The 18,066-nt window shown below is 67.2% G+C and carries 19 protein-coding genes and 1 pseudogene; 9 read left to right on the top strand and 11 right to left on the bottom strand.

Features of this window, described 5'->3' with window-relative positions:
- Nucleotides 1-4: 4 nt before the first annotated feature.
- Nucleotides 5-1,243, top strand: coding sequence for an NADH:flavin oxidoreductase (locus R2K23_RS23710; protein ID WP_316513102.1), 1,239 nt, complete (start codon nucleotides 5-7; stop codon nucleotides 1,241-1,243).
- 35 nt (nucleotides 1,244-1,278) lie between these two features.
- Here R2K23_RS23710 and R2K23_RS23705 read toward each other — a convergent pair whose 3' ends face one another.
- From R2K23_RS23705 to R2K23_RS23675, 7 genes are all read right to left on the bottom strand, one after another.
- Nucleotides 1,279-1,902 (bottom strand): Dabb family protein, encoded by a 624-nt coding sequence (locus R2K23_RS23705; protein WP_316513101.1) that lies wholly within the window; start codon nucleotides 1,900-1,902, stop codon nucleotides 1,279-1,281.
- Nucleotides 1,895-2,269: a hypothetical protein gene (locus R2K23_RS23700; RefSeq protein ID WP_316513099.1), complete on the bottom strand. Its 375-nt coding sequence runs from the start codon at nucleotides 2,267-2,269 to the stop codon at nucleotides 1,895-1,897. The genes R2K23_RS23705 and R2K23_RS23700 overlap by 8 nt, the downstream gene beginning before the upstream one ends.
- Complete coding sequence (locus tag R2K23_RS23695; RefSeq protein WP_316513097.1) at nucleotides 2,266-3,219, bottom strand: alpha/beta hydrolase; 954 nt, start codon at nucleotides 3,217-3,219, stop codon at nucleotides 2,266-2,268. The genes R2K23_RS23700 and R2K23_RS23695 overlap by 4 nt, the downstream gene beginning before the upstream one ends.
- Nucleotides 3,216-4,103, bottom strand: coding sequence for an IclR family transcriptional regulator (locus R2K23_RS23690; RefSeq protein ID WP_316513095.1), 888 nt, complete (start codon nucleotides 4,101-4,103; stop codon nucleotides 3,216-3,218). The genes R2K23_RS23695 and R2K23_RS23690 overlap by 4 nt, the downstream gene beginning before the upstream one ends.
- 260 nt (nucleotides 4,104-4,363) lie before the next feature.
- Complete coding sequence (gene bphC / locus R2K23_RS23685) at nucleotides 4,364-5,281, bottom strand: biphenyl-2,3-diol 1,2-dioxygenase (protein WP_316513093.1); 918 nt, start codon at nucleotides 5,279-5,281, stop codon at nucleotides 4,364-4,366.
- A 13-nt stretch (nucleotides 5,282-5,294) separates the two neighbouring features.
- Nucleotides 5,295-6,476, bottom strand: a complete 1,182-nt coding sequence (locus R2K23_RS23680) for an acyl-CoA dehydrogenase family protein (protein WP_316513091.1) — start codon at nucleotides 6,474-6,476, stop codon at nucleotides 5,295-5,297.
- A 70-nt stretch (nucleotides 6,477-6,546) separates the two neighbouring features.
- A complete protein-coding gene (locus R2K23_RS23675) occupies nucleotides 6,547-7,599 on the bottom strand; it encodes a ferredoxin--NADP reductase (RefSeq protein ID WP_316513089.1) in 1,053 nt (350 codons plus the stop codon).
- A gap of 130 nt (nucleotides 7,600-7,729) precedes the next feature.
- Between R2K23_RS23675 and R2K23_RS23670 the strand changes: the two genes are divergently transcribed.
- The 3 genes from R2K23_RS23670 to R2K23_RS23660 all read left to right on the top strand — a co-directional run bounded on the left by R2K23_RS23670 (nucleotide 7,730) and on the right by R2K23_RS23660 (nucleotide 10,765).
- The gene (locus R2K23_RS23670; RefSeq protein WP_316513088.1) at nucleotides 7,730-9,340 is read left to right on the top strand and encodes a flavin-containing monooxygenase; all 1,611 of its coding nucleotides are present in this window, start codon (nucleotides 7,730-7,732) and stop codon (nucleotides 9,338-9,340) included.
- A gap of 100 nt (nucleotides 9,341-9,440) precedes the next feature.
- Entirely contained in the window at nucleotides 9,441-10,232 is a 792-nt protein-coding gene (locus R2K23_RS23665; protein WP_316513086.1) for an SDR family NAD(P)-dependent oxidoreductase, read from the top strand.
- A 20-nt stretch (nucleotides 10,233-10,252) separates the two neighbouring features.
- Nucleotides 10,253-10,765: a nuclear transport factor 2 family protein gene (locus R2K23_RS23660; RefSeq protein WP_316517528.1), complete on the top strand. Its 513-nt coding sequence runs from the start codon at nucleotides 10,253-10,255 to the stop codon at nucleotides 10,763-10,765.
- A gap of 25 nt (nucleotides 10,766-10,790) precedes the next feature.
- On the opposite strand, the gene R2K23_RS23655 is transcribed toward R2K23_RS23660, so the two are convergent.
- The 4 genes and pseudogenes from R2K23_RS23655 to R2K23_RS24910 all read right to left on the bottom strand — a co-directional run.
- On the bottom strand, nucleotides 10,791-11,708 hold the full coding sequence (locus R2K23_RS23655; protein ID WP_316513081.1) for an LLM class flavin-dependent oxidoreductase: 918 nt from the start codon (nucleotides 11,706-11,708) through the stop codon (nucleotides 10,791-10,793).
- 2 nt (nucleotides 11,709-11,710) lie between these two features.
- Nucleotides 11,711-12,580 (bottom strand): alpha/beta fold hydrolase, encoded by an 870-nt coding sequence (locus R2K23_RS23650; protein ID WP_316513080.1) that lies wholly within the window; start codon nucleotides 12,578-12,580, stop codon nucleotides 11,711-11,713.
- Between the two features lie 10 nt (nucleotides 12,581-12,590).
- Nucleotides 12,591-13,295, bottom strand: a complete 705-nt coding sequence (locus R2K23_RS23645; protein ID WP_316513079.1) for an IclR family transcriptional regulator — start codon at nucleotides 13,293-13,295, stop codon at nucleotides 12,591-12,593.
- 42 nt (nucleotides 13,296-13,337) lie between these two features.
- Nucleotides 13,338-13,535: pseudogene (locus tag R2K23_RS24910) on the bottom strand (helix-turn-helix domain-containing protein); the annotation flags it as partial.
- 56 nt (nucleotides 13,536-13,591) lie between these two features.
- On the opposite strand from R2K23_RS24910, the gene R2K23_RS23640 reads away from it, so the two are divergent.
- The 5 genes from R2K23_RS23640 to R2K23_RS23620 all read left to right on the top strand — a co-directional run bounded on the left by R2K23_RS23640 (nucleotide 13,592) and on the right by R2K23_RS23620 (nucleotide 18,059).
- Entirely contained in the window at nucleotides 13,592-14,845 is a 1,254-nt protein-coding gene (locus R2K23_RS23640; protein WP_316513078.1) for a sulfotransferase family protein, read from the top strand.
- Complete coding sequence (locus R2K23_RS23635; protein ID WP_316513077.1) at nucleotides 14,842-16,089, top strand: MBL fold metallo-hydrolase; 1,248 nt, start codon at nucleotides 14,842-14,844, stop codon at nucleotides 16,087-16,089. The genes R2K23_RS23640 and R2K23_RS23635 overlap by 4 nt, the downstream gene beginning before the upstream one ends.
- The gene (locus R2K23_RS23630; RefSeq protein WP_316513075.1) at nucleotides 16,086-16,835 is read left to right on the top strand and encodes an SDR family NAD(P)-dependent oxidoreductase; all 750 of its coding nucleotides are present in this window, start codon (nucleotides 16,086-16,088) and stop codon (nucleotides 16,833-16,835) included. Before R2K23_RS23635 ends, R2K23_RS23630 begins: the two co-directional genes overlap by 4 nt.
- A gap of 76 nt (nucleotides 16,836-16,911) precedes the next feature.
- A complete protein-coding gene (locus R2K23_RS23625; RefSeq protein ID WP_316513074.1) occupies nucleotides 16,912-17,334 on the top strand; it encodes a cytochrome P450 family protein in 423 nt (140 codons plus the stop codon).
- Nucleotides 17,316-18,059 (top strand): cytochrome P450, encoded by a 744-nt coding sequence (locus R2K23_RS23620; RefSeq protein WP_316513071.1) that lies wholly within the window; start codon nucleotides 17,316-17,318, stop codon nucleotides 18,057-18,059. The genes R2K23_RS23625 and R2K23_RS23620 overlap by 19 nt, the downstream gene beginning before the upstream one ends.
- Nucleotides 18,060-18,066: the final 7 nt, after the last annotated feature.

Below are 18,066 nucleotides of genomic sequence, written 5' to 3'. Positions count from 1 at the left end.
CACGATGGCTGAAGACGCCCCGAAATCCGGCGAGCGGATCGACCCGTTCGCTCCCGCCCAGCTCGGTCCCGTCCGATTGCGCAATCGGATCATCAAAGCCGCGACGTCCGAGGGACGGTCACCGGACGGACTGGTGACCGACGACCTGATTGATTTCCACACCCGGTTCGCCCGCGGCGGTGTCGGCATGACGACCGTCGCCTACTGCACGGTGGCCCCCGACGGCGCCATTGCACCCGGGCAGATCCTGATGAGCCGGCGCGCCGTGCCGGGACTGCAACGGCTGTCCGACGCGGTCCACGCCGCGGGCGCGGCGGTGTCGGCGCAACTGGGGCACGGCGGGGTGGTGGCCACCCGCAAGGTGAACGGGGTGACGCCGAAGGCGCCGAGCCGATTCCTCAATCCGCAGTCGTTCGACTATTGCCGGCCGATCACGCGCGACGAGATCAAGCGGGTCGTCGACCAGTTCGGTGCGGCCGCGCAGGTCGCCGTCGATGGCGGCTTTGACGCGGTCGAGCTGCACCTCGGGCATCTCTACCTGCCCAGCTCCTTCCTGAGCCCGACCATGAACCGACGCAAGGACGAATACTGCGGCAGCATCGACAACCGCGCCCGCTTCGCCCGCGAGATCGCCGGGCGCGTCCGGGAGGTCGTGGGTGACAGCATCGCCGTGACCGCGAAGCTCAGCATGGACGACGGCACCCGCGGCGGCATCGCCCTCGCGGAATCCCTTCGCGTGGTGCAGCTGTTGGACAACGACCGGCATCTCGACGCCATCGAGTTGACCCAGGGTTCCTCGGTGTTCAAGCCGCTGTACATGTTCCGCGGCGGCACTCCCGTCGACGAGTTCGCCGCGGTGATGCCGCCGCCGATGAACCTGGGCGTCCGGTTGATCGGGAAGTGGGCGTTGGGGTCCTATCCGTACAGCGACATGTACATGCTGGAATCGGCGCGCCAGTTCGTGCCGGTGGTCGAGCACACCCCACTGATCCTGTTGGGCGGCATCACCAATGCCGATCACGTCCAGACTGCGATGCGGGAAGGGTTCAGCTTCGTGGCGATGGCGCGGGCGTTGCTGCGCGAACCCGACCTGATCAATCAGATCGCCACCGACCCCGCGAAGCGGAGCCGCTGCGACCACAACAACAAGTGCATGGTCACGGTGTTCGGCCGGACGCACTGCGTGCTCGATCCGACCCAGCGCTACGGCACCGCGGGCACCGAGATCGGTACGGCCGGCTGATCGCGTCGTGCTCAGCGCGGTGCGGGGGTCCTCGCTCAGCTCAGGATCGCGGTGTCACACCGGCAGAAGCTGTGGCAGACCCGATCCCGCACGATGACCTCGGGGCACTCCGGGTCGAACCACCGATCGACCACGGCCCAGTGGATCGGGTGCATCAGGTAGGGGCCCATGAGCCCGTCGACATCGGTGAACTCCTGCGTGAACACATGTGTCCACGCGGTGGTGCCGACCGATTCGATCACCCGGCTCAGTTGCCACGCCAGGATGGTGTCGACGTAGCGCGGCATCGCCGCCAACTCGGCTTCGAAACGCGCGACCGTGTCGGGGTGGGTTCCCGGCGTGACCCGCAACAGCAAGGCCCGAAACACCGTCCCGGTTCGTTCGGTGGCGGTGGGGGTGCCCGTGTAGGTGGCACCGTTGACGCGGGTCACCGCCGGGTCGGCGAGTGCCGCGGTGAATTGGGCTGCCGCACTGCGCCAGTGGGCCTCATCGTCGAAGACCAGCTGAACGAGGATGTCGCCGCCATTGCGCGATCCGGGATCGGTGAACTCCACCAGCCACCGCCGCGCCCCGGTCGCGGCCGCAGCGCCGCGAAGGGCGGCCAGGAGGCGGTCACGCTGGTCGGGCGACACGTCCACCAAGCGGGTGACGCTATACATCGCCGGAGTCCGCCATGGCGCACAACGTATCGACGTCCGCGGCGGCCGCAGCGACGCTGCGCGACCGCTCTTGCACCAATTCGTCTGCGCGCGCCCACCATTGCCCCAACTCCGGATCGGGCCGCCCCTTCCAGGTCATCTGCCACCAGGCCAGCGGGCTCGGCAGGGTCCAGGTCGCGGTCACCGTGTTCGGCTGGTCCTCGAACCAGATCGGCGGGCTCACCAGGAGGTGCTCCAGCGTCATCCCGCGTTCCCGGGCTCCGGGGGCGTATTCGGACAGGTAGCGGTCGACGAACCGGCGTCCCATACCGGGCTTGGTCAGCACGCGGTCGGTGACGTAGACAACCCTGTTGACCGACGACGTCATGGGGTACCCGTGGTGATGGTGTGCACCAGTTCGGTGACGTCGGCGCAGGCTTGCGCGCGGGCACGCTGACAGATCTCGAACGCCGGCATCGTCATGAAACCGTGCACGCCGCCGTTGAACATCCGGGACACGGTGGGCACCCCGGCGGCCCGGAGCTTCTCGACGTAGGCCGCGCCCTCGTCGCGCAACGGGTCGTGGCCCGCCAGCACCGCGATGGTCGGCGGCAGGCCGGTCACGTCCTCGGCGTGCAGCGGCGAGGCGTAGGGGTTCGTCCGGTCGGCGGCAACGGGCACGTATTGGTCCCAGTACCACTGCAGTGCCGGCCGCGGGTTGTAGAAACCCTGGCCGTACAGGCGGTACGACTCGGTGTCGAAGTCGGCCGCGATGACGGGATACAGCAGCAGTTGACCGGCGAGCGTGGGCCCACCGCGGTCGCGGGCCATGAGCGCGGTGACCGCCGCCAGGTTGCCCCCGGCGCTGTCGCCGCCGACCAGCACGGCCGCGGGGTCACGTCCGAAGTCGTCGATGTGCTCGGCGACCCAGCGGGTGACTGCGTAGATATCCTCGGCCGCCGCGGGCCACTGCCCCTCCTCGGAGGCGCGGCGATAGTGCACTGACACCACCACCGCCTGCATGCCGTTGGCGAAGGCGCGACACAGGCCGTCGTGGCTGTCCAGATCGCAGAAGACCCAGCCGCCGCCGTGCGCGAAAACCATTGTGGGCACGGCCTTGTCGAGCGCCGCCTCGGGTCGGTAGACCCGCACGGTGAGGGGCCCGCCGGGGCCCGGAACGGTCCTGTCGTCGACCGACGCGACGTGCTCGGGCTGCGCGGGCGCCACGAACCGGGCTCGGATGGCAGCGCGGGCTTCTTCGCCGGTCATCGTGTGCACCGGGGGGAAGCCCGCGTCCAGCGTTTCGATGATCTCGGCGATCTGCGGGTCCAGGCTCATGCGAGCTTCCGGGGGGCGACGTGCTGGGGACGCGGGCCCGCGGTCGCGGCGGGCCCGACGCGCAGCGGTCGCATCTGCTGCAGCGTGGGGGCCACCCGGACCGGCCCGTCTTCGACCGCGCGCCAGATTCCCATCGCCGCCATCCGGACCGGGGCCACCAGGCGCTGGTCGAACATCATTCGGCTCATGGGACCACACACCGACACCGCGGCCACCGCCTCACCCGGGTCGCCGATGGGCGCGGCCACGCACCCGAGGCCGGGGAGGGACTCCTCGCGATCGAAGGCCGTGCCGTGGGAGCGGACCTTGAGCAGCTCGTTGCGCAGTTGGGCGTGCGTGGAGATGGAGTACTTGGTCAGACGGGGCAGGAGGTCGGCCTCCAGGGTGTCGGCGGCGTCGTCCGCGAAGGCCAACATCGCCTTCCCGACGGCGGTGCAGTGGGCCGGTCGCCGGCCGCCGACGCGGGTGGGAATTGCGGCGGCCATCCGGTCGCCGACCTTTTCCATGTACACCACGTCAGTGCCGTCGAGCACCGCAAGATGGACCACCAGACCCGTCGCCGCATGCAGTTCGTGCAGGCGGGGGATGGCGGCCTTGTGCAGGCGGTCTTGGTGGACGGCCAGCGAGCCGAGCTCGACCAGCCGCATGCCCAGCTCGTAGTCACGGCCGTTGCGGCGCAGCCAGCGCAGCTGCACCAGGCGCTCCAGCATCCGATGCGCCGACGACCGGGGCAGTCCCGTGCGGCGCACGATCTGGGCCAGGGTGAGCCGACCGGGACCGTCGAACGCATCGAGGACCAGCGACACCCGGTCGATCACTGCGCTGGGCGTTTCCGACCTGGGGCTTTCGGCGGCGGCCGCGGGCAGGGTGGTCGTCCCGGTCATGGGTCCTCCATGGCTGAGTGGAATATTTCTAGTAGGCATATGCCTAATGCGCATATATCTACCACACATATGTGTGCGCTGTCACGTGGATGGGGAAAGTTGATGGCGCACACGCCGACGGACCCGTCCGGCGATTGCCGGACGGGTCCGTCGGGATGCTCGTGAACTGCGGCACCGGCATCGAGCCGGTGCCGGGTTTGTGGGGTCGCTCGGCCGCGGGCGGTGCTACCTGCGCCGGGCGGCGCGGATGAGGACCGCGCTCACGGCCGCATGGCCGCGGGGAGGTCGTCGACCCACTGGTGGCCCCAGTAGCTGTCGGCGGTGATTTCCTCTGCCGTGTAATACGTTTCGTCGACCCGCATGCCATCCGTGCCGAACTCGATGTCCCAATCGCCGGGCGCGCGGACGTAGAACGACACCATCTTGTCGTTGGTGTGGCGCCCCAGGGTCGAGGACAGCTGGAAGCCGTCCTTGTTGACCCGATCGAGCGCCTGACCGACGGCGTCGAGGGAATCGACCTCGACCATCAGATGAACCAGACCGGGGTCCCGCAGCGTCGACGCCGGGCACAACGCCAGGCTGTGGTGGCGTTCGTTGATGCCCAGGAACCGCACGCGCAGGACGCCGAACTCCGGCGGCACCGGGACGCGAAACGCCCCGCGGGACCGGAAGCCCAGCACCTCGGTGTAGAAGTCGAACGCCTCGGCCACGTCCAGCGCCGGGAGCACCACATGGCCCAGTCCTTGGGCGCCGGTCACGAACCGCGCACCGAACGGCGTGACCACCGGACTGTGATCGAGCACCGCACCGTGGAACACCTCCAACGCCGTGCCGGCGGGATCCCGGAAGGCAATCACCTCCTCGACACGGCGCGCGTCGGCGTCGGCCTGCGACAACTCCTCGTAGCTGACGTCGGCGGCCCGGAGTGCGCGCTTGACCTCGTTCAGCCCGGCACGGTCGCGCACCTCCCAGCCGATGGTGACGATCTTGTCGGTGTCGCCGGGCCGCACGATGATGCGGGCGGCCCGCTCATCCATCCGCAGGTACAGGGCATCCGGATCGGGCCCGTGGCCCTGGGCGAACCCCAACACGTCGAAGGCGAACTGACGCCAGCGGTCGATGTCGGCGGTCTGCACCGTGACGTAGCCGAGGCTCTTGAACAGGGGAGTGGTCGTCATCGGTTCGCCTCTTTCAGATCATCGCCCGCAGCGGACCCTGCGGGTCCACGCCGATGGAACTCAGCGCGGACGCGTGGTAGGTGCTGCCCGGAGCGTGGATGGCGTGCGCCTGGCCGATGTGCACGTCGCGCCAATACCGTTGCAGCGGCTGGTCCATGCGCGCTGCGTTGCCACCGCAGCGGGCGAAAATCTCGTCGACGGCCGACACCGCGCGCCACACGGCCCGGATCTGGGTGCGGCGCCCGGCGGCACGGTCCTCGAAGGACACCTCCTTGCCGGCCGCCACCAGGTCGTAGATGCGGTCGGCGTTGGCCAGCAACTCCTGGCGGGCCGCGTTGATGTCGGCCGCGGCCTCGCCGATGGCATACATGACGTACGGGTCGTCCTTGATCGCCACGCCGCTGGAGTTGATCCGGCCGCGCTGGTAGTCAAGAGCCGCCGCCAGCGCACCTTCGGCGATACCGATCGTCGCCGAGGAGATCCCGAGCGGGAACATGGTCGACCACGGCATCAGGTACAGCGGCTCGGTCATGCCGGCCTCGCGTTGCGCCGTGCCGTCCATGACCTTCATCCCGTCCATGGTCCGGTAGTCCGGGACGAAGGCGCCGTTGACGATGACGTCCTTGGAACCGGTGCCGCGCAGCCCGACGACGTCCCAGGAGTCTTCGACGATCTCGTAGTCCTTGCGGGGCAGGATCATGTGCAGCATCTGCGGCGGCATCAGCGGAGCTCCGTCGGCGTCACCGACCATGGCGCCCAAGATGATCCAGTCGCAGTGGTCGGTGCCCGAGCTGAACTGCCAGCCGCCGGTGAAGATGTAGCCGCCGTCGGTCGGGACGGCCACGCCCTGCGGCGCGTAGGGCGACGCCACCCAGGTGTCGATGTCGTCGGCCCAGATCTCCGTGGCCACCCGGGGATCGGCGTAGGCCAGCTGATATGGGTGCACGCCGACGACACCGTTGATCCAGCCCGCCGACGGATCCAACGCGGCGGTGGCCATCACCGTCTCGGCGAATTCGCGCGGGTGAACCTCCAGACCACCGTGCGTCTTGGGCTGCAGCAGCCGGATGCTCCCGATCTGCTTCATGGTCTTCACCGTGTCGTCGGTCAGCTTGCCGATCTTCTCGGCTTCCACGGCCTGCTCGCGGAACTGGTCGGCGCGTTCGGCGAGGCTGTCGATCACCCGTTTCGTCATGACGTTGATGGTGGCTGGACGGAACCCCTCTCCGCTAGCCCCATCCCGTTGAGCGGACCGGATCCGCCGGTCAGAACTCCACCGTGACCGTGTCCGACCGCGGGCGGGCCTGGCAGGCCAGGAACAGGCCCTCGGCGATGTCGTCGGGTTCGAGGATGCCGGCGTTGCCCAGGTCGACCTCGCCGTCGACGACGGTGGCCGCGCACGAGCCGCAGTTGCCCTCCCGGCACGAAAACGGAACCTCCAGCCCCGCGCCCAACATGACGTCGACCAGGTTGCGGGTCGGTGGCCAGCGCAGGTGGTGCACCGTGCCGTCGAGGCTGATCGCGGCCGCCGTCCCGGCGGCGTCGTCGGTGACGGGCTCGAGCGGCACCGCGGCGAACGGGTCGCCGCTCAAGGACTCGAACACCTCGAGGTGCACGTTCCGTCGTGGGACGCCCGCCTCGGACAGCGCCTCCTTGACCACCGTCATGAACGGCGCGGGCCCACAGACAAACGACTGATACGTGGTGAACATGCGCGCGAACCCGCCGAGTTGCGCGCGGGTCGGCAGACCCTGGATGGATTCGAGCCAGTGCAACACCGTGAGCCGACCGGCGTACCGGGCCGCCAACTCCCGCAGTTCGGCGGCGAAGATGACCGAGCGCTCGTCGCGGTTGGCGTAACACAACACCACCCGGCCGGTCCCGGCGGCGAGCACGGACTTGAGGATCGACATCACCGGGGTGACCCCGCTGCCGGCCGCCCACAGCAGGAAGTCCGCATCCAGGTCGTCCGGCGTGAACAGACCCGCCGGCGGCAGGGTGTCGATGACGTCGCCAACAGAAGCGTTGTCGCACAGCCAGTTCGAACCGTAACCGCCGTCGGTGCGCTTGACGGTAACCTTGGGTGCGGCGTCGGTGTGCGGCGAGCTGGCCAACGAGTAACAGCGCGCCACCGAGCCGGTCTGCTCGCTGGGAATGCGCAAGGTGAGGAACTGGCCCGGACGGTAGTCGAACCTCGGAGCTTGGTCGTCAGGGACGGCGAACACCAACGACTTGGCGTCGGGGCTCTCGTCGATGACGGCGGTGACGGTCAGCGGCACGGCGCGCGCGGAGCCGCGACCGGGTTCGGCGGCAGTCATGATCGGTATTGTGTGCCCCTCGAGTTGGCGCGGCGAGAGGGTCTCACCGGTGATCGGGAGAAACAGCGAGATGCCCGTTGACCGGGAAGCGTCCACCGAAGGGCGGCGTGACCGGGCTTAGCCTGCTGCCGTGAGTACCGCGACCAGTAGCCGTGTCGATGTCGTTGTGGTGGGCGCCGGGTTCGCCGGGCTGTACGCCTTGCACAAGTTCCGCGAGCAGGGCCACTCGGTGCGGGTCTTCGAGGCGGCTCCCGAAATGGGCGGCACCTGGTACTTCAACCGCTACCCGGGGGCACGGTGCGACGTCGAGAGCCTCGACTACTGCTATTCCTTCTCCGATGAGTTGCAGCAGGAATGGACCTGGTCCGAGAAGTACGCCAGCCAGGCCGAAATTCTCGAGTACATCAACTGGGTCGCCGACAAGCTGGACCTGCGCGACGGCATCACCTTCAACACCCGGGTCCTCGCGACCGTTCTCGACGAGGACACCCTGACGTGGACTGTCACCACCGACAGCGGGGAGGTGGTCACGGCCCGGTTCGTGGTGCTGGCCACCGGTCCGCTGTCGTCCCCGCTGACCCCGGACATCCCCGGCTTGGACACCTTTGCCGGCGACGTCTATCACACCGCGCACTGGCCGCACGGCGGCGTGGACTTCACCGGCAAACGGGTCGCGGTGATCGGCACCGGCTCCTCGGGGATCCAGTCGATCCCTCTCATCGCGGAGCAGGCCGTGCAGCTCTACGTCTTCCAGCGCACGCCGAATTACAGTGTCCCGGCGGGAAATCGGCCCCTGACAGCCGAAGAGATCACCCAGGCCAAGGCGACCTACGACGAGCGTCGGCGGATGTCGTGGCGCAGCGGCGGCGGGTCTCCGCATCTGGCGCATCCGAAGCTCACCATGGAGGTCACGCCGGAGGAACGTGAGGAGGCGTTCGAAAAGCGTTGGCAGCTGGGCGGTGTGCTGTTCTCGAAGACGTTCTCCGATCAGATGATCGACTTCGAGGCCAACGAGGAAGCCCGCAAGTTCTACGAACGCAAGATCCGCGCGGTTATCGAGGATCCCGAGGTCGCCGAGTTGCTGATCCCGAACGACCATCCGATCGGGACGAAGCGAATCTGCACCGACACCAACTACTTCCAGACCTTCAACCGGCCCAACGTAGAGCTGATCAGCGTCCGCAAGACGCCGATCGAGGCGGTCGAGGCGACGGGCATCGTGACGTCGCAAGCCCGTTACGACGTCGACGCCCTGGTGCTGGCCACCGGCTTCGATGCGATGACGGGCACGCTGGCCAAGATCGACATCGTCGGGCGCGGCGGGCAGCGACTCGTCGACGACTGGACCGACGGGCCCCGCACCTATCTGGGCCTCGGCGTCGACGGGTTCCCCAACTTGTTCCTGGTGTCCGGTCCGGGTTCGCCCGCGGTGCTGGCCAACATGGTGCTGCACGCCGAGGCCCACATCAATTGGATCGCCGACGCGATCGGCTACCTCGACCAGCGCGAGCTCGCCGCCATCGAGGCGACCACCGACGCGGTGGACAACTGGATCGCCGAATGTAATCGCCGCGCCGACGCCACGCTGTTCCCGCGGGCGAACTCCTGGTACATGGGCGCCAACGTGCCCGGTAAGCCGCGAGTGTTCATGTTGTTCATCGGCGGGTTCGGGGCCTATCTGGACATCTGCTCGGAAGTGGCTGACGCCGGCTACAAGGGCTTCGATCTGATCGCGCGCTGAGCCGGTTCTGGCCGATTACCTCGCCGAGAACCAGATCAAGAGATGGAACCTCAGGACAGCCGGGTAAGTAGGCTGCTTCTCGGCGGCGGTGAGGAGAACCATGTCAGAACTTGCGAAGTACGGACCCTGGGCGGTCATAGCCGGGGGGTCTGAGGGCGTCGGGGCCGAGTTCGCCCACCAACTCGCCGAGGCGGGCGTCAATCTGGTGCTCATTGCCCGGAAGCCGGAACCGCTCGACCAAACGGCCCGGCGCTGCGAGGCCGTCGGGGCCGAAGTGCGCACCGTCGCGGTCGATCTGCTCGAGTCCGACGCCGCACCGAAGATCTTCGCCGCCACGGCGGACGTGGAGGTCGGGCTGTTGATCTACAACGCCGGGGCCAGCACCTGCAATGAGCCGTTCCTCGACGCCCCGCTGGGCGAGTTCCAGAAGGTTCTCGATCTCAACGTCACCCGGATGATGGAGCTGGTGCAGCACTACGGCCGACAGATGGTCGACCGCGGGCGCGGCGGCATCGTCCTGGTCGGCTCGCTGTCGGGGTACATGGGCGCCGACCGGCACTCGATCTACGGTGGCGCGAAGGCGTTCTCGCGGGTGTTCGCCGAAAGCCTGTGGCTGGAGTTGCGGCCGCACGGGGTCGACGTCCTGGAACTGGTGCTCGGCGTCACCCGAACTCCGGCGATGGCACGCGTCGGATTGAACTTCGACATCCCGGGAATGATCGTCAACGAACCGGCCGAGGTCGCCGCGGAAGGGCTGGCGAACCTGGCCAACGGGCCGGTGCACGTCGCCGGCGGGAATGCGGCGACCGCCGCGGCCAACAGCGCACCGGACCGCGCCAACGTGGTCTTGGAGGCACACGAGCGCATCCGCAGGTTGGTGAACCGCAGGTGAGCGAGGCTGACCAGGGTGCGATGCTCACGGAGTTGCTGGCGCGGGTGCGCCGCCTCGAAGACGAACGGGACATCGCTCGTCTGATCGCGTCGTATGGCCCGGCGGTGGACGCCGCGGACGCGGCGGCCGCCGCCGAGTTGTGGGCGGAGACCGGGACCTACGACGTCGAGAATTGGCAGATGGTCGGCCAGGCTGAGGTCCAGGCGATGGTGAGTTCGTCCGCGCACCGGGAGCTCGTCGCGGCCGGCTGCAGCCACTTCCTCGGACCGGCCGTGGTCACCGTCGACGGTGACGGCGCGATCGCGGTTTGTGAGTCGTTGGTGTTGCTGCGCCGCCCAGAACCGCTGCCCGACAGCAAGGTTGCCCAGGAATACCTGGTGTGGCGAGCGGCGGCGAATCACTTCGAGCTCACCCGGGGCCCGGACGGCTGGCGGATCACCAAGCGCAGCAGCCGGATGCTCGATGGCGGCCCCCGGGCGCACGCGTTGCTGACCAGGGGGCTGCGTGGTGTGCCCGCCGGTGACGGACCGTAGTGATCTGGCCGACCGCCGAGCCGAGCTAGATGCCGAGAACCTCACGCGCCCGGTCGATCTCGTCAGGATCGGCGGTGGTCGGGACCAGCCGGATTTCGTCGAGGCCGGCTGCACGTGCGCCGTTCACAGCGGCGAGTAGACCGGCCGCTCCGCAGTTCAGCGTCCCCGCGTTCGGAGCCGTCAGATAGGAGGACTCCGCGTCGACGTTGCCCACCTCCTGGTCCCAGAAGTCCACGACGTGCTCCCCGAGCTGGTTCTGCGGGTCGGGGCCCAGCGCGAACCAGACCGGTGCGGAGAAGTGTGGCCGGTCGGTCCGGCCGGCCACCCGCCAGGCCTCGACGACGCGCTCCCGCTGGGCCGCCAAACCCTCGGCATCGAAGTGCAGGGAATGCGCCGGGTCGCTCACTCCGTCAGCCCAGCGCGCGGCGCGGGCGAGCGCCTTCGGACCGATAACACCGGCTACCAACGGGATACCGCCGTTCTGTGCGGGCTTCGGGCCCACCGGGAGATGTCCCGCGACGGGCGGCTCCTGAGCCCACACGCTGCGCATGGTGGCCACCGCCGCGTCCATGCGTTGACGCTTCCGGTCCAGCGGGCTGTCGACCGCCAGATAGTCCTCGTCCCACGCGCCGATGCCGACCCCGAGTGTCAGGCGTCCACCGGACAGTACGTCCACGGTCGCCAGATCTTTTGCGAACAGGACCGGGTTGTGCAACGGGAGCGCGACGACGTCGGTCCAGAGCCGCACCCGCTCGGTCATCGCGGCCGCGGCGCCGAGTTGGGGGATCACCGACCAGCTGTTGGGGTAGAGCAGCCGCTCGTAGGTGACGAGGCCATCCCATGGTCCCTGGTCGATCTTTCGGTACCAGGCGAGTTCGGTCTCGCGTTCGTGCGGAAAGAGGGTGGGGAGCCCCATGGAGATGCGCATGCGGGGAGTCGACACGCTCACGATTCCGGTCGTGTCAGGAAGCCCAGCACCGTCTGCTCGAAGGCGGCCTTGGCCTCGATCATCACCCAGTGCCCGCAGTTGGGGAACACGTGGAACTCCGCATTGGGGATCGTGCGCATCGGGATCAGCGCCATGTCCAGCGGGCTGACCCGGTCGTCGCGTCCCCAGGTCAGCAGGGTCGGTGCGGTGACCTTGTGCATGACCGCCCAGGGCATCGGGAAGTCCGCCTTGCGCATCATGTCCATCATGGCGGCGTAGGCGGCCTTGCCGTACAACCGACGCGCGGCCGCCAAGGTCGCCGGGTCGGTGGCCAACGCCCACCGCTCCTCGATGAGTTCCTCGGTCACCAGTGCGGGGTCGTACACCATTGACTGCAGCCAGTCGACCAACCGTTGCCGGGTGGGATCCTCGGTGAACTCCTGCAGCAACCGGATGCCCTCGCTGGGGCCCGGGCTGAAAAGGTTGGTGCCGATTCCGCCGATGGTCACCAGCTTCCCGACGCGGTCGGGATGGTTGATCGCGAAGTTGATGCCGACGCCGCCGCCCATCGAGTTACCGATGATATGCGCGCGCTCGAGGCCGAGAACCTCGGTGAACTGCACCAGCGCCGTTTGGGCATCGATGACGGGATGCCCACCGAAGTCGTCGCTGACGCCGTAGCCCGGGAACTCCAGCACCAGGCACCGAAAGTGCTCGGCGAAGAAGCCGAGGTTTCCGCGGAAGTTGCGCCAACCGGTGACTCCCGGGCCAGAGCCGTGCAGCAACAACAGCGGGGGACCGGCGCCGGCCTCGTGATAGCGCAATACCCCGCCGGGGGTGGTGATCTCGCGCAAGGTGTCGTCGTGGTCGTAGGTGTGCACCGTCATCCTCGCGACCCTAGGCGTGGGCACGCAAGCTGGTGCGACGGGGTTCTCGCTCACCGGGACCGCTCCCCAGCAGATCGGACGCGCGGCCGGCGAACGCCTGCACCTGTGCCCCGAGACGATCGATCGCGTCCGTTGCGAGTTCGCGGTACGGCTGCGCGGATACCGTCAGCGCGACTGCTCCGCTGGAGTCCCGGATGGGGGCCGACACGGTGGCCACCGCCACCGCCGGCCCGGAGGTGGCTTCCTCGCCGAGCACGTCCACCACCGTCAGGTCGGCGAGGGCGCCGGCCAACCGGGCCGAGATCGCATCGGAGCCACGGCCGCCGTCGAGCGCCAGCAACGCGGTGACGACGCGATTGAGTTCGTCGCTGAGTCGTTCGACGCCGTACCCGCGTCGCCGGATAATGTCGAGTACCAACGAAATCCGAGTACGGAACTTCCTGTTCACCGGCCCGGCGGCCGCCAACCAGTCCCGCCGCGCCGCCACGGGTGCCCACGCGACGAATTCGCGGCCGAACGGGGCGACGAACGGCAGCCGGAGACCCGGACTCAACGGTGGGCTACCGGACCCAGCGCCGATGGACTCGACGACCACGATCGACGAACCCTGGACTTCCGAAAGGCAGACCGCAATCCCGAGGTCGGCAGCCAGATCGACCAGCGGACCGCGCAACACCTCGACACGAGGTGCCGGGGCCTGCGGCGCCCGTGGCAAGCGGTCACCGATCGTGTATGTCCCACTGAGCGGGTCACGCCGAGTCCAGCCGTACGCACTGAGCGTCTGCAGGATGGCGTGGCCCGTTGACCGGGATATGCCGAGTTCACGGATGATTTCAGCGAGGGGGGCACCAGGGGTCGACCGCGCGGTGAGGTACTCGATCACTGCTATCACGCGTGCAGTCGGGGGCGACGGGTCTTGACCCGCCTGTTCTATGTGACTTAGCTTCCCATCCATATATTCGAAGCATATAACGAATATTCGACACCGCGCCATCCGGAAGGGGGCACGCCATGGCGTCAGCCACGCTGGACATCGAAGATCTGTGTGCGCCGGTGCTGAACAGCACGCAGCGGGCCCTGCTCGACCAGGTCGCCGGCGTGCCGGTGGACCTTCGACCGACCGAACTGATGCGGCAGGCGGCCGAGCGGACGGGACTCCATGACTTCGGGAGCGACGAGTTCCAGCCCCGGTTGGCCCGCTATGCCGAGGCTGTGGAGTCGGATTCGGGCAACACCAACCTGAACCGGATCATCCTGCAGAGCCGGATTGTGCGGTTGCTGACCAACCGACTGCTGTTCACCGACTTGCTGCGACGCTACCCCGAGATCCACGACATCGAGATCGACCGCCCGATCATCGTGGTCGGGCTTCCGCGTTCCGGCACAACGCATCTGGTGAATCTGATCGCCGCCGATGTCCGACGGCGCGCGCTGCCGTACTGGGAAAGCCAGGAGCCCTTCGCGTGCCGCGGTGAGGGACCCGATGTCAACGGCACCGACCCTCGATTCCTGCGTTCGATCGCCGAGCACGAGTCCGCGACCGCATTGACGCCGTTGCTGGCCGCGATGCATGACCGGTTCCCGCAGGCCATCGAGGAGGAGGTCGAGTTACTGGACCTCGACTTCGCCAGTTACGTCCTGGAATGGCATGTCCGGTCACCGCAATGGCGCGACTACTACTACACCTTTGACCAGCATCGTCATTACGGGTATCTGCGCACGATCCTTAAGGCGCTCACGTTTCTGCGGGGACCGCGCCAATGGGTGCTGAAATCGCCGCAACATTGCGAACAGCTCGGCCCACTGCTGGCCACATTCCCCGACGCTACCGTCGCGTTCACGCACCGCGACCCGGTGGCGGTTATCCAGTCGGCGGTGACCATGCTGGCTTATGGCGACCGGATCCGACGCACCAGCATCGACCCGGACACCTTGGTCGAGTACTGGATCGATCGCGTCGAACGACTGCTGCGCGCGTGCGTCCGGGACCGCGATCTCGTCGGGGCGGACGCCAGCCTCGACATCAGTTTCCACCACCTCAACGGCAATGAGATGACGATCCTGGACCGGCTCTACGCCTGCAACGGAACCGCACTGCCGGAACAGACCAGGGAATCGTTCCGCAGCTATCTCGACAGCAATCCCAGAGGCAAACATGGGCAGCTCCGGTACGACGTCGAACGGCATTTTGGCCGGACGCCCAGCGAAATCCGTTCGCGTTTCGACTTCTACTTCTCGCGCTTCGACGTCCGGGAGGAAGTGTGAGTCTCGAGGAACCGCTGTTCCGGAGTCGGCCGGGGGCAGACCGGATTGCCGGCGCGCGGCCGGGCGCCACCGAAGCCGTCGTCCCCGGGATATGGCTCTCACCCGGGCTTTCCAACAGCTACTTGCTGACGACCTCTGAGGGTCGAGTCGTGGTCAACACGGGCATGGGCTTCGAGGGTCCGGTGCACCGGGAGAATTACGACGCGATTGACCGGTCCCTGATCCGCTACGTCATCCTCACCCAGGGCCACTACGACCACGTCGGCGGCGCGGACGCCTTCGTCAACGACCACACCGACATCGTCGCACAGGCGAACTGGGACTCCTGGCGTCGCGACAACGAACTGTTGGCGCCGTTCCGGATCGCGAACTCAGCCTTCGCCTTTGCCGCTACCACCACCAGAGCGATCCAGGAGGCCATCGCACGCTACGGTACCGTTCCGGCCCAGGCGGCCCCGCGACCCACAGTCGTTGTCGACGACCGTCTCGACCTGACGGTCGGCGGACGCCGGATGGAACTGCACGCAACACCGGGTGGCGAGACCACCGACAGCCTGGTCATCTGGCTGCCGGATGAAGGTGTCTGCCTGTGCGGGAACGTGTTCGGAGCATTGTTCGGTCATATTCCCAACCTGGTGACGATGCGCGGCGACCGTTATCGCGATGCACTCACAGTTGCCGATTCCATCGAGAAGGTGCGGTTGTTGGGCGCGGAAACACTGCTGACCGGGCATTTCGAACCGGTCCGGGGCCGCCGCCGCATCGACAGCGAACTCAGCCGACTGCGGGACGCCGTGCTCTATCTGCACGACGCCACCGTCGCGGGCATGAACGCCGGCAAGGACGTTCACACCCTGATGCGCGAAATCACGTTGCCGCCGCCTCTTGAGGTCGGCCAGGGCTATGGGATGGTCCGCTGGAACGTGCGAGCGATCTGGGAAAACTACGCCGGATGGTTCCATCATCGCTCGACGGCCGAACTATATGCCGAAGCGCCCCAGGCCACCGCGGCAGACCTGGTCGAGCTTGCGGGCGCCGAGTCGCTGATCACCCGCGCACGTAGGCACCTGGCGGATGGGAACGCAGTGCACGCAATCCAACTCGCCGAAGTGGTGCGGCAAGTCGACTCCGCCGACGCCGCCGCCGCGCAGGTACTGGTCCAAGCCCACCAGCGACTCCTCGAGACCAGCACGAACTTCTGGGAAACCGCGTGGCTCCGCAAACAGATCGAGGAATTGTCATGACCAACCGGATCAGCTTCGACTTCGCCGGCACCCAAGTTCTGATCACCGGCGGTACCAGCGGTCTCGGCCACGCTACCGCATGCTTGTTCCGAGACAGCGGCGCGGCGGTGACGATCACCGGCACCAAAGCGAGTCCCGCGGAGTACCCGGTCGATCTGTCCGGAATGGCCTATCGCGCACTCGCGTTGACCGACAACGCCGCAATCGACGCACTTGCGGCGTCGTTCTCGACACTGGACGTTCTGGTCAACAACGCCGGTGTCAACTTTCCGGGCGGACTCGACGAGAGCACGCCCGACGGATTCGCGGCCTCCGTCGACATCAACCTGACTGCTCAATACCGACTGACCGTTGCGTTGGAGTCGGCGTTGCGGGCGTCGGCGCTGCGTGGCGGTGCCAGTGTGGTGACGTTGGCGTCGATGGCGGCGATTCGCGCGACGACGGTGGTGCCGGGCTACGGCGCGGCCAAGGCTGGGGTGTTGTCGATGACCCGGGCGCTGGCCGCCCGCTGGGCTGCGGCGGGAATCCGGGTCAACGCCGTGACACCGGGAGTTGTCGCGACCCGGATGACCGCGCCGATGGAGCATTTCCCCGAGATCAAGCAGGCCGAGCTCGACCACATCCCGCTCGGCCGGTTCGCAGAGCCTGCTGAAGTCGCAGGCGTCATCGCTTTTATGTGCAGCGAAAGAGCCTCGTACTGCACAGGATCCAGCTTCGTGGTCGACGGCGGATACAGCCTGCAGTAGCCGGTGTGACCGCACCCGGACGGCCATGCCGGCTCGTCGAACAGGCGCCTTCAGCGCACCGAAAGGATGGAACACCATGTCAAGCAGTGAAGTCCGGTACGACCCGTGGGCCGCTGAGTTCCAGACTGAACTGTGGGACGTGTACCGCACCATGCGTGATGAACACCCGGTCTACCGCGCACCTGGTGGAGAGTTCTTCGCACTGACGCGGTTCGCCGATGTGTGGGCCGCCGCCGCCGACCATGAGACATTCTCCAGCCGGGTGGCCGAGGCCAATGATCTGCTGCCACAACTCATCTACCTGGATCCACCACGGCAGGTTGCGCTCCGCAAACTGGTTTCAGGGGTCTTCACCCCGCGGCGGGTGGCGGCCATGGAGGATTCGATTCGATTCGATGCACGGTCAGGAACCTTCTCGATGCGATCGCCGCGAACAACGGTTGCGAGTTTCAACATGATTATGCTGCAGTTATTCCCAGTGTGGTCATCGCCGGAATGATTGGTCTCGATGAGCAGTACATCGCACCCATGCGTGCCTGTACGGAGACATTCATCGATACCACCAGCACGGAAGAGCCGCTGAAGGCGGCGATCCAGATCTACACGATGTTCGCCGAGCTGCTCGAGGAGCGCCGGCATCGACCACGAGATGACATGATGTCTGCACTGATCAGCGCCGAGATCGACGGGGAACGGCTGAGCGACGAGGAACTCCTGGGTTTCTGTCTGCTGCTGGTGCTCGGAGGCAACGACACGACTGCGAGCCTGATCGGATCGGGCACCGTCCTGCTGCTGAATCACCCCGACCAGCTCGAACTGCTGCAAGATGATTCGACACTGTGGCCGGGCGCGATCGAAGAGATGCTTCGAATCGAATCCCCGACACAGGCCCTACCCCGGAGCACCACGCGCGATATCGAGTTGCACGGCGTCCACATTCCGGCCGATTCGCGGGTGCTGTTGGTATGGGGGTCCGCCAACCACGATGAGCGGGAGTTTCCAGACCCGGAGCGCTTCGACATACAGCGGAAGGCGCAACGTCATACCGCATTCGGCCATGGTGTGCATTACTGCATGGGCACGCACCTTGCCCGGTTGGAGGCACGTATTGCCTTTACCGAGTGGTTCGCCCGATTCCCCGGCTGCAGGCTGGCCGGCGAGGCGGTCCGAACCACCTCGAGTTGGGCGCGTGCGTTCGACTCGATTCCGTTGCAACTGGGCTGAGCATCCC

The sequence above is a fragment of the Mycolicibacterium sp. MU0050 genome (assembly GCF_963378085.1).
GTDB lineage: Bacteria > Actinomycetota > Actinomycetes > Mycobacteriales > Mycobacteriaceae > Mycobacterium > Mycobacterium wendilense.
Note: the sequence above shows the minus strand (reverse complement) of the source record. Positions and strands in the feature narration are given on the sequence as shown.

Bases quoted from the DNA above. Each gene is read 5' to 3' on its own strand.
- R2K23_RS23710 (WP_316513102.1), top strand. From the start codon at position 5: ATGGCTGAAGACGCCCCGAAATCCGGCGAGCGGATCGACCCGTTCGCT.
- R2K23_RS23705 (WP_316513101.1), bottom strand. From the start codon at position 1,902: ATGTATAGCGTCACCCGCTTGGTGGACGTGTCGCCCGACCAGCGTGAC.
- R2K23_RS23700 (WP_316513099.1), bottom strand. From the start codon at position 2,269: ATGACGTCGTCGGTCAACAGGGTTGTCTACGTCACCGACCGCGTGCTG.
- R2K23_RS23695 (WP_316513097.1), bottom strand. From the start codon at position 3,219: ATGAGCCTGGACCCGCAGATCGCCGAGATCATCGAAACGCTGGACGCG.
- R2K23_RS23690 (WP_316513095.1), bottom strand. From the start codon at position 4,103: ATGACCGGGACGACCACCCTGCCCGCGGCCGCCGCCGAAAGCCCCAGG.
- bphC (WP_316513093.1), bottom strand. From the start codon at position 5,281: ATGACGACCACTCCCCTGTTCAAGAGCCTCGGCTACGTCACGGTGCAG.
- R2K23_RS23680 (WP_316513091.1), bottom strand. From the start codon at position 6,476: ATGACGAAACGGGTGATCGACAGCCTCGCCGAACGCGCCGACCAGTTC.
- R2K23_RS23675 (WP_316513089.1), bottom strand. From the start codon at position 7,599: ATGACTGCCGCCGAACCCGGTCGCGGCTCCGCGCGCGCCGTGCCGCTG.
- R2K23_RS23665 (WP_316513086.1), top strand. From the start codon at position 9,441: ATGTCAGAACTTGCGAAGTACGGACCCTGGGCGGTCATAGCCGGGGGG.
- R2K23_RS23660 (WP_316517528.1), top strand. From the start codon at position 10,253: ATGCTCACGGAGTTGCTGGCGCGGGTGCGCCGCCTCGAAGACGAACGG.
- R2K23_RS23650 (WP_316513080.1), bottom strand. From the start codon at position 12,580: ATGACGGTGCACACCTACGACCACGACGACACCTTGCGCGAGATCACC.
- R2K23_RS23640 (WP_316513078.1), top strand. From the start codon at position 13,592: ATGGCGTCAGCCACGCTGGACATCGAAGATCTGTGTGCGCCGGTGCTG.
- R2K23_RS23630 (WP_316513075.1), top strand. From the start codon at position 16,086: ATGACCAACCGGATCAGCTTCGACTTCGCCGGCACCCAAGTTCTGATC.
- R2K23_RS23625 (WP_316513074.1), top strand. From the start codon at position 16,912: ATGTCAAGCAGTGAAGTCCGGTACGACCCGTGGGCCGCTGAGTTCCAG.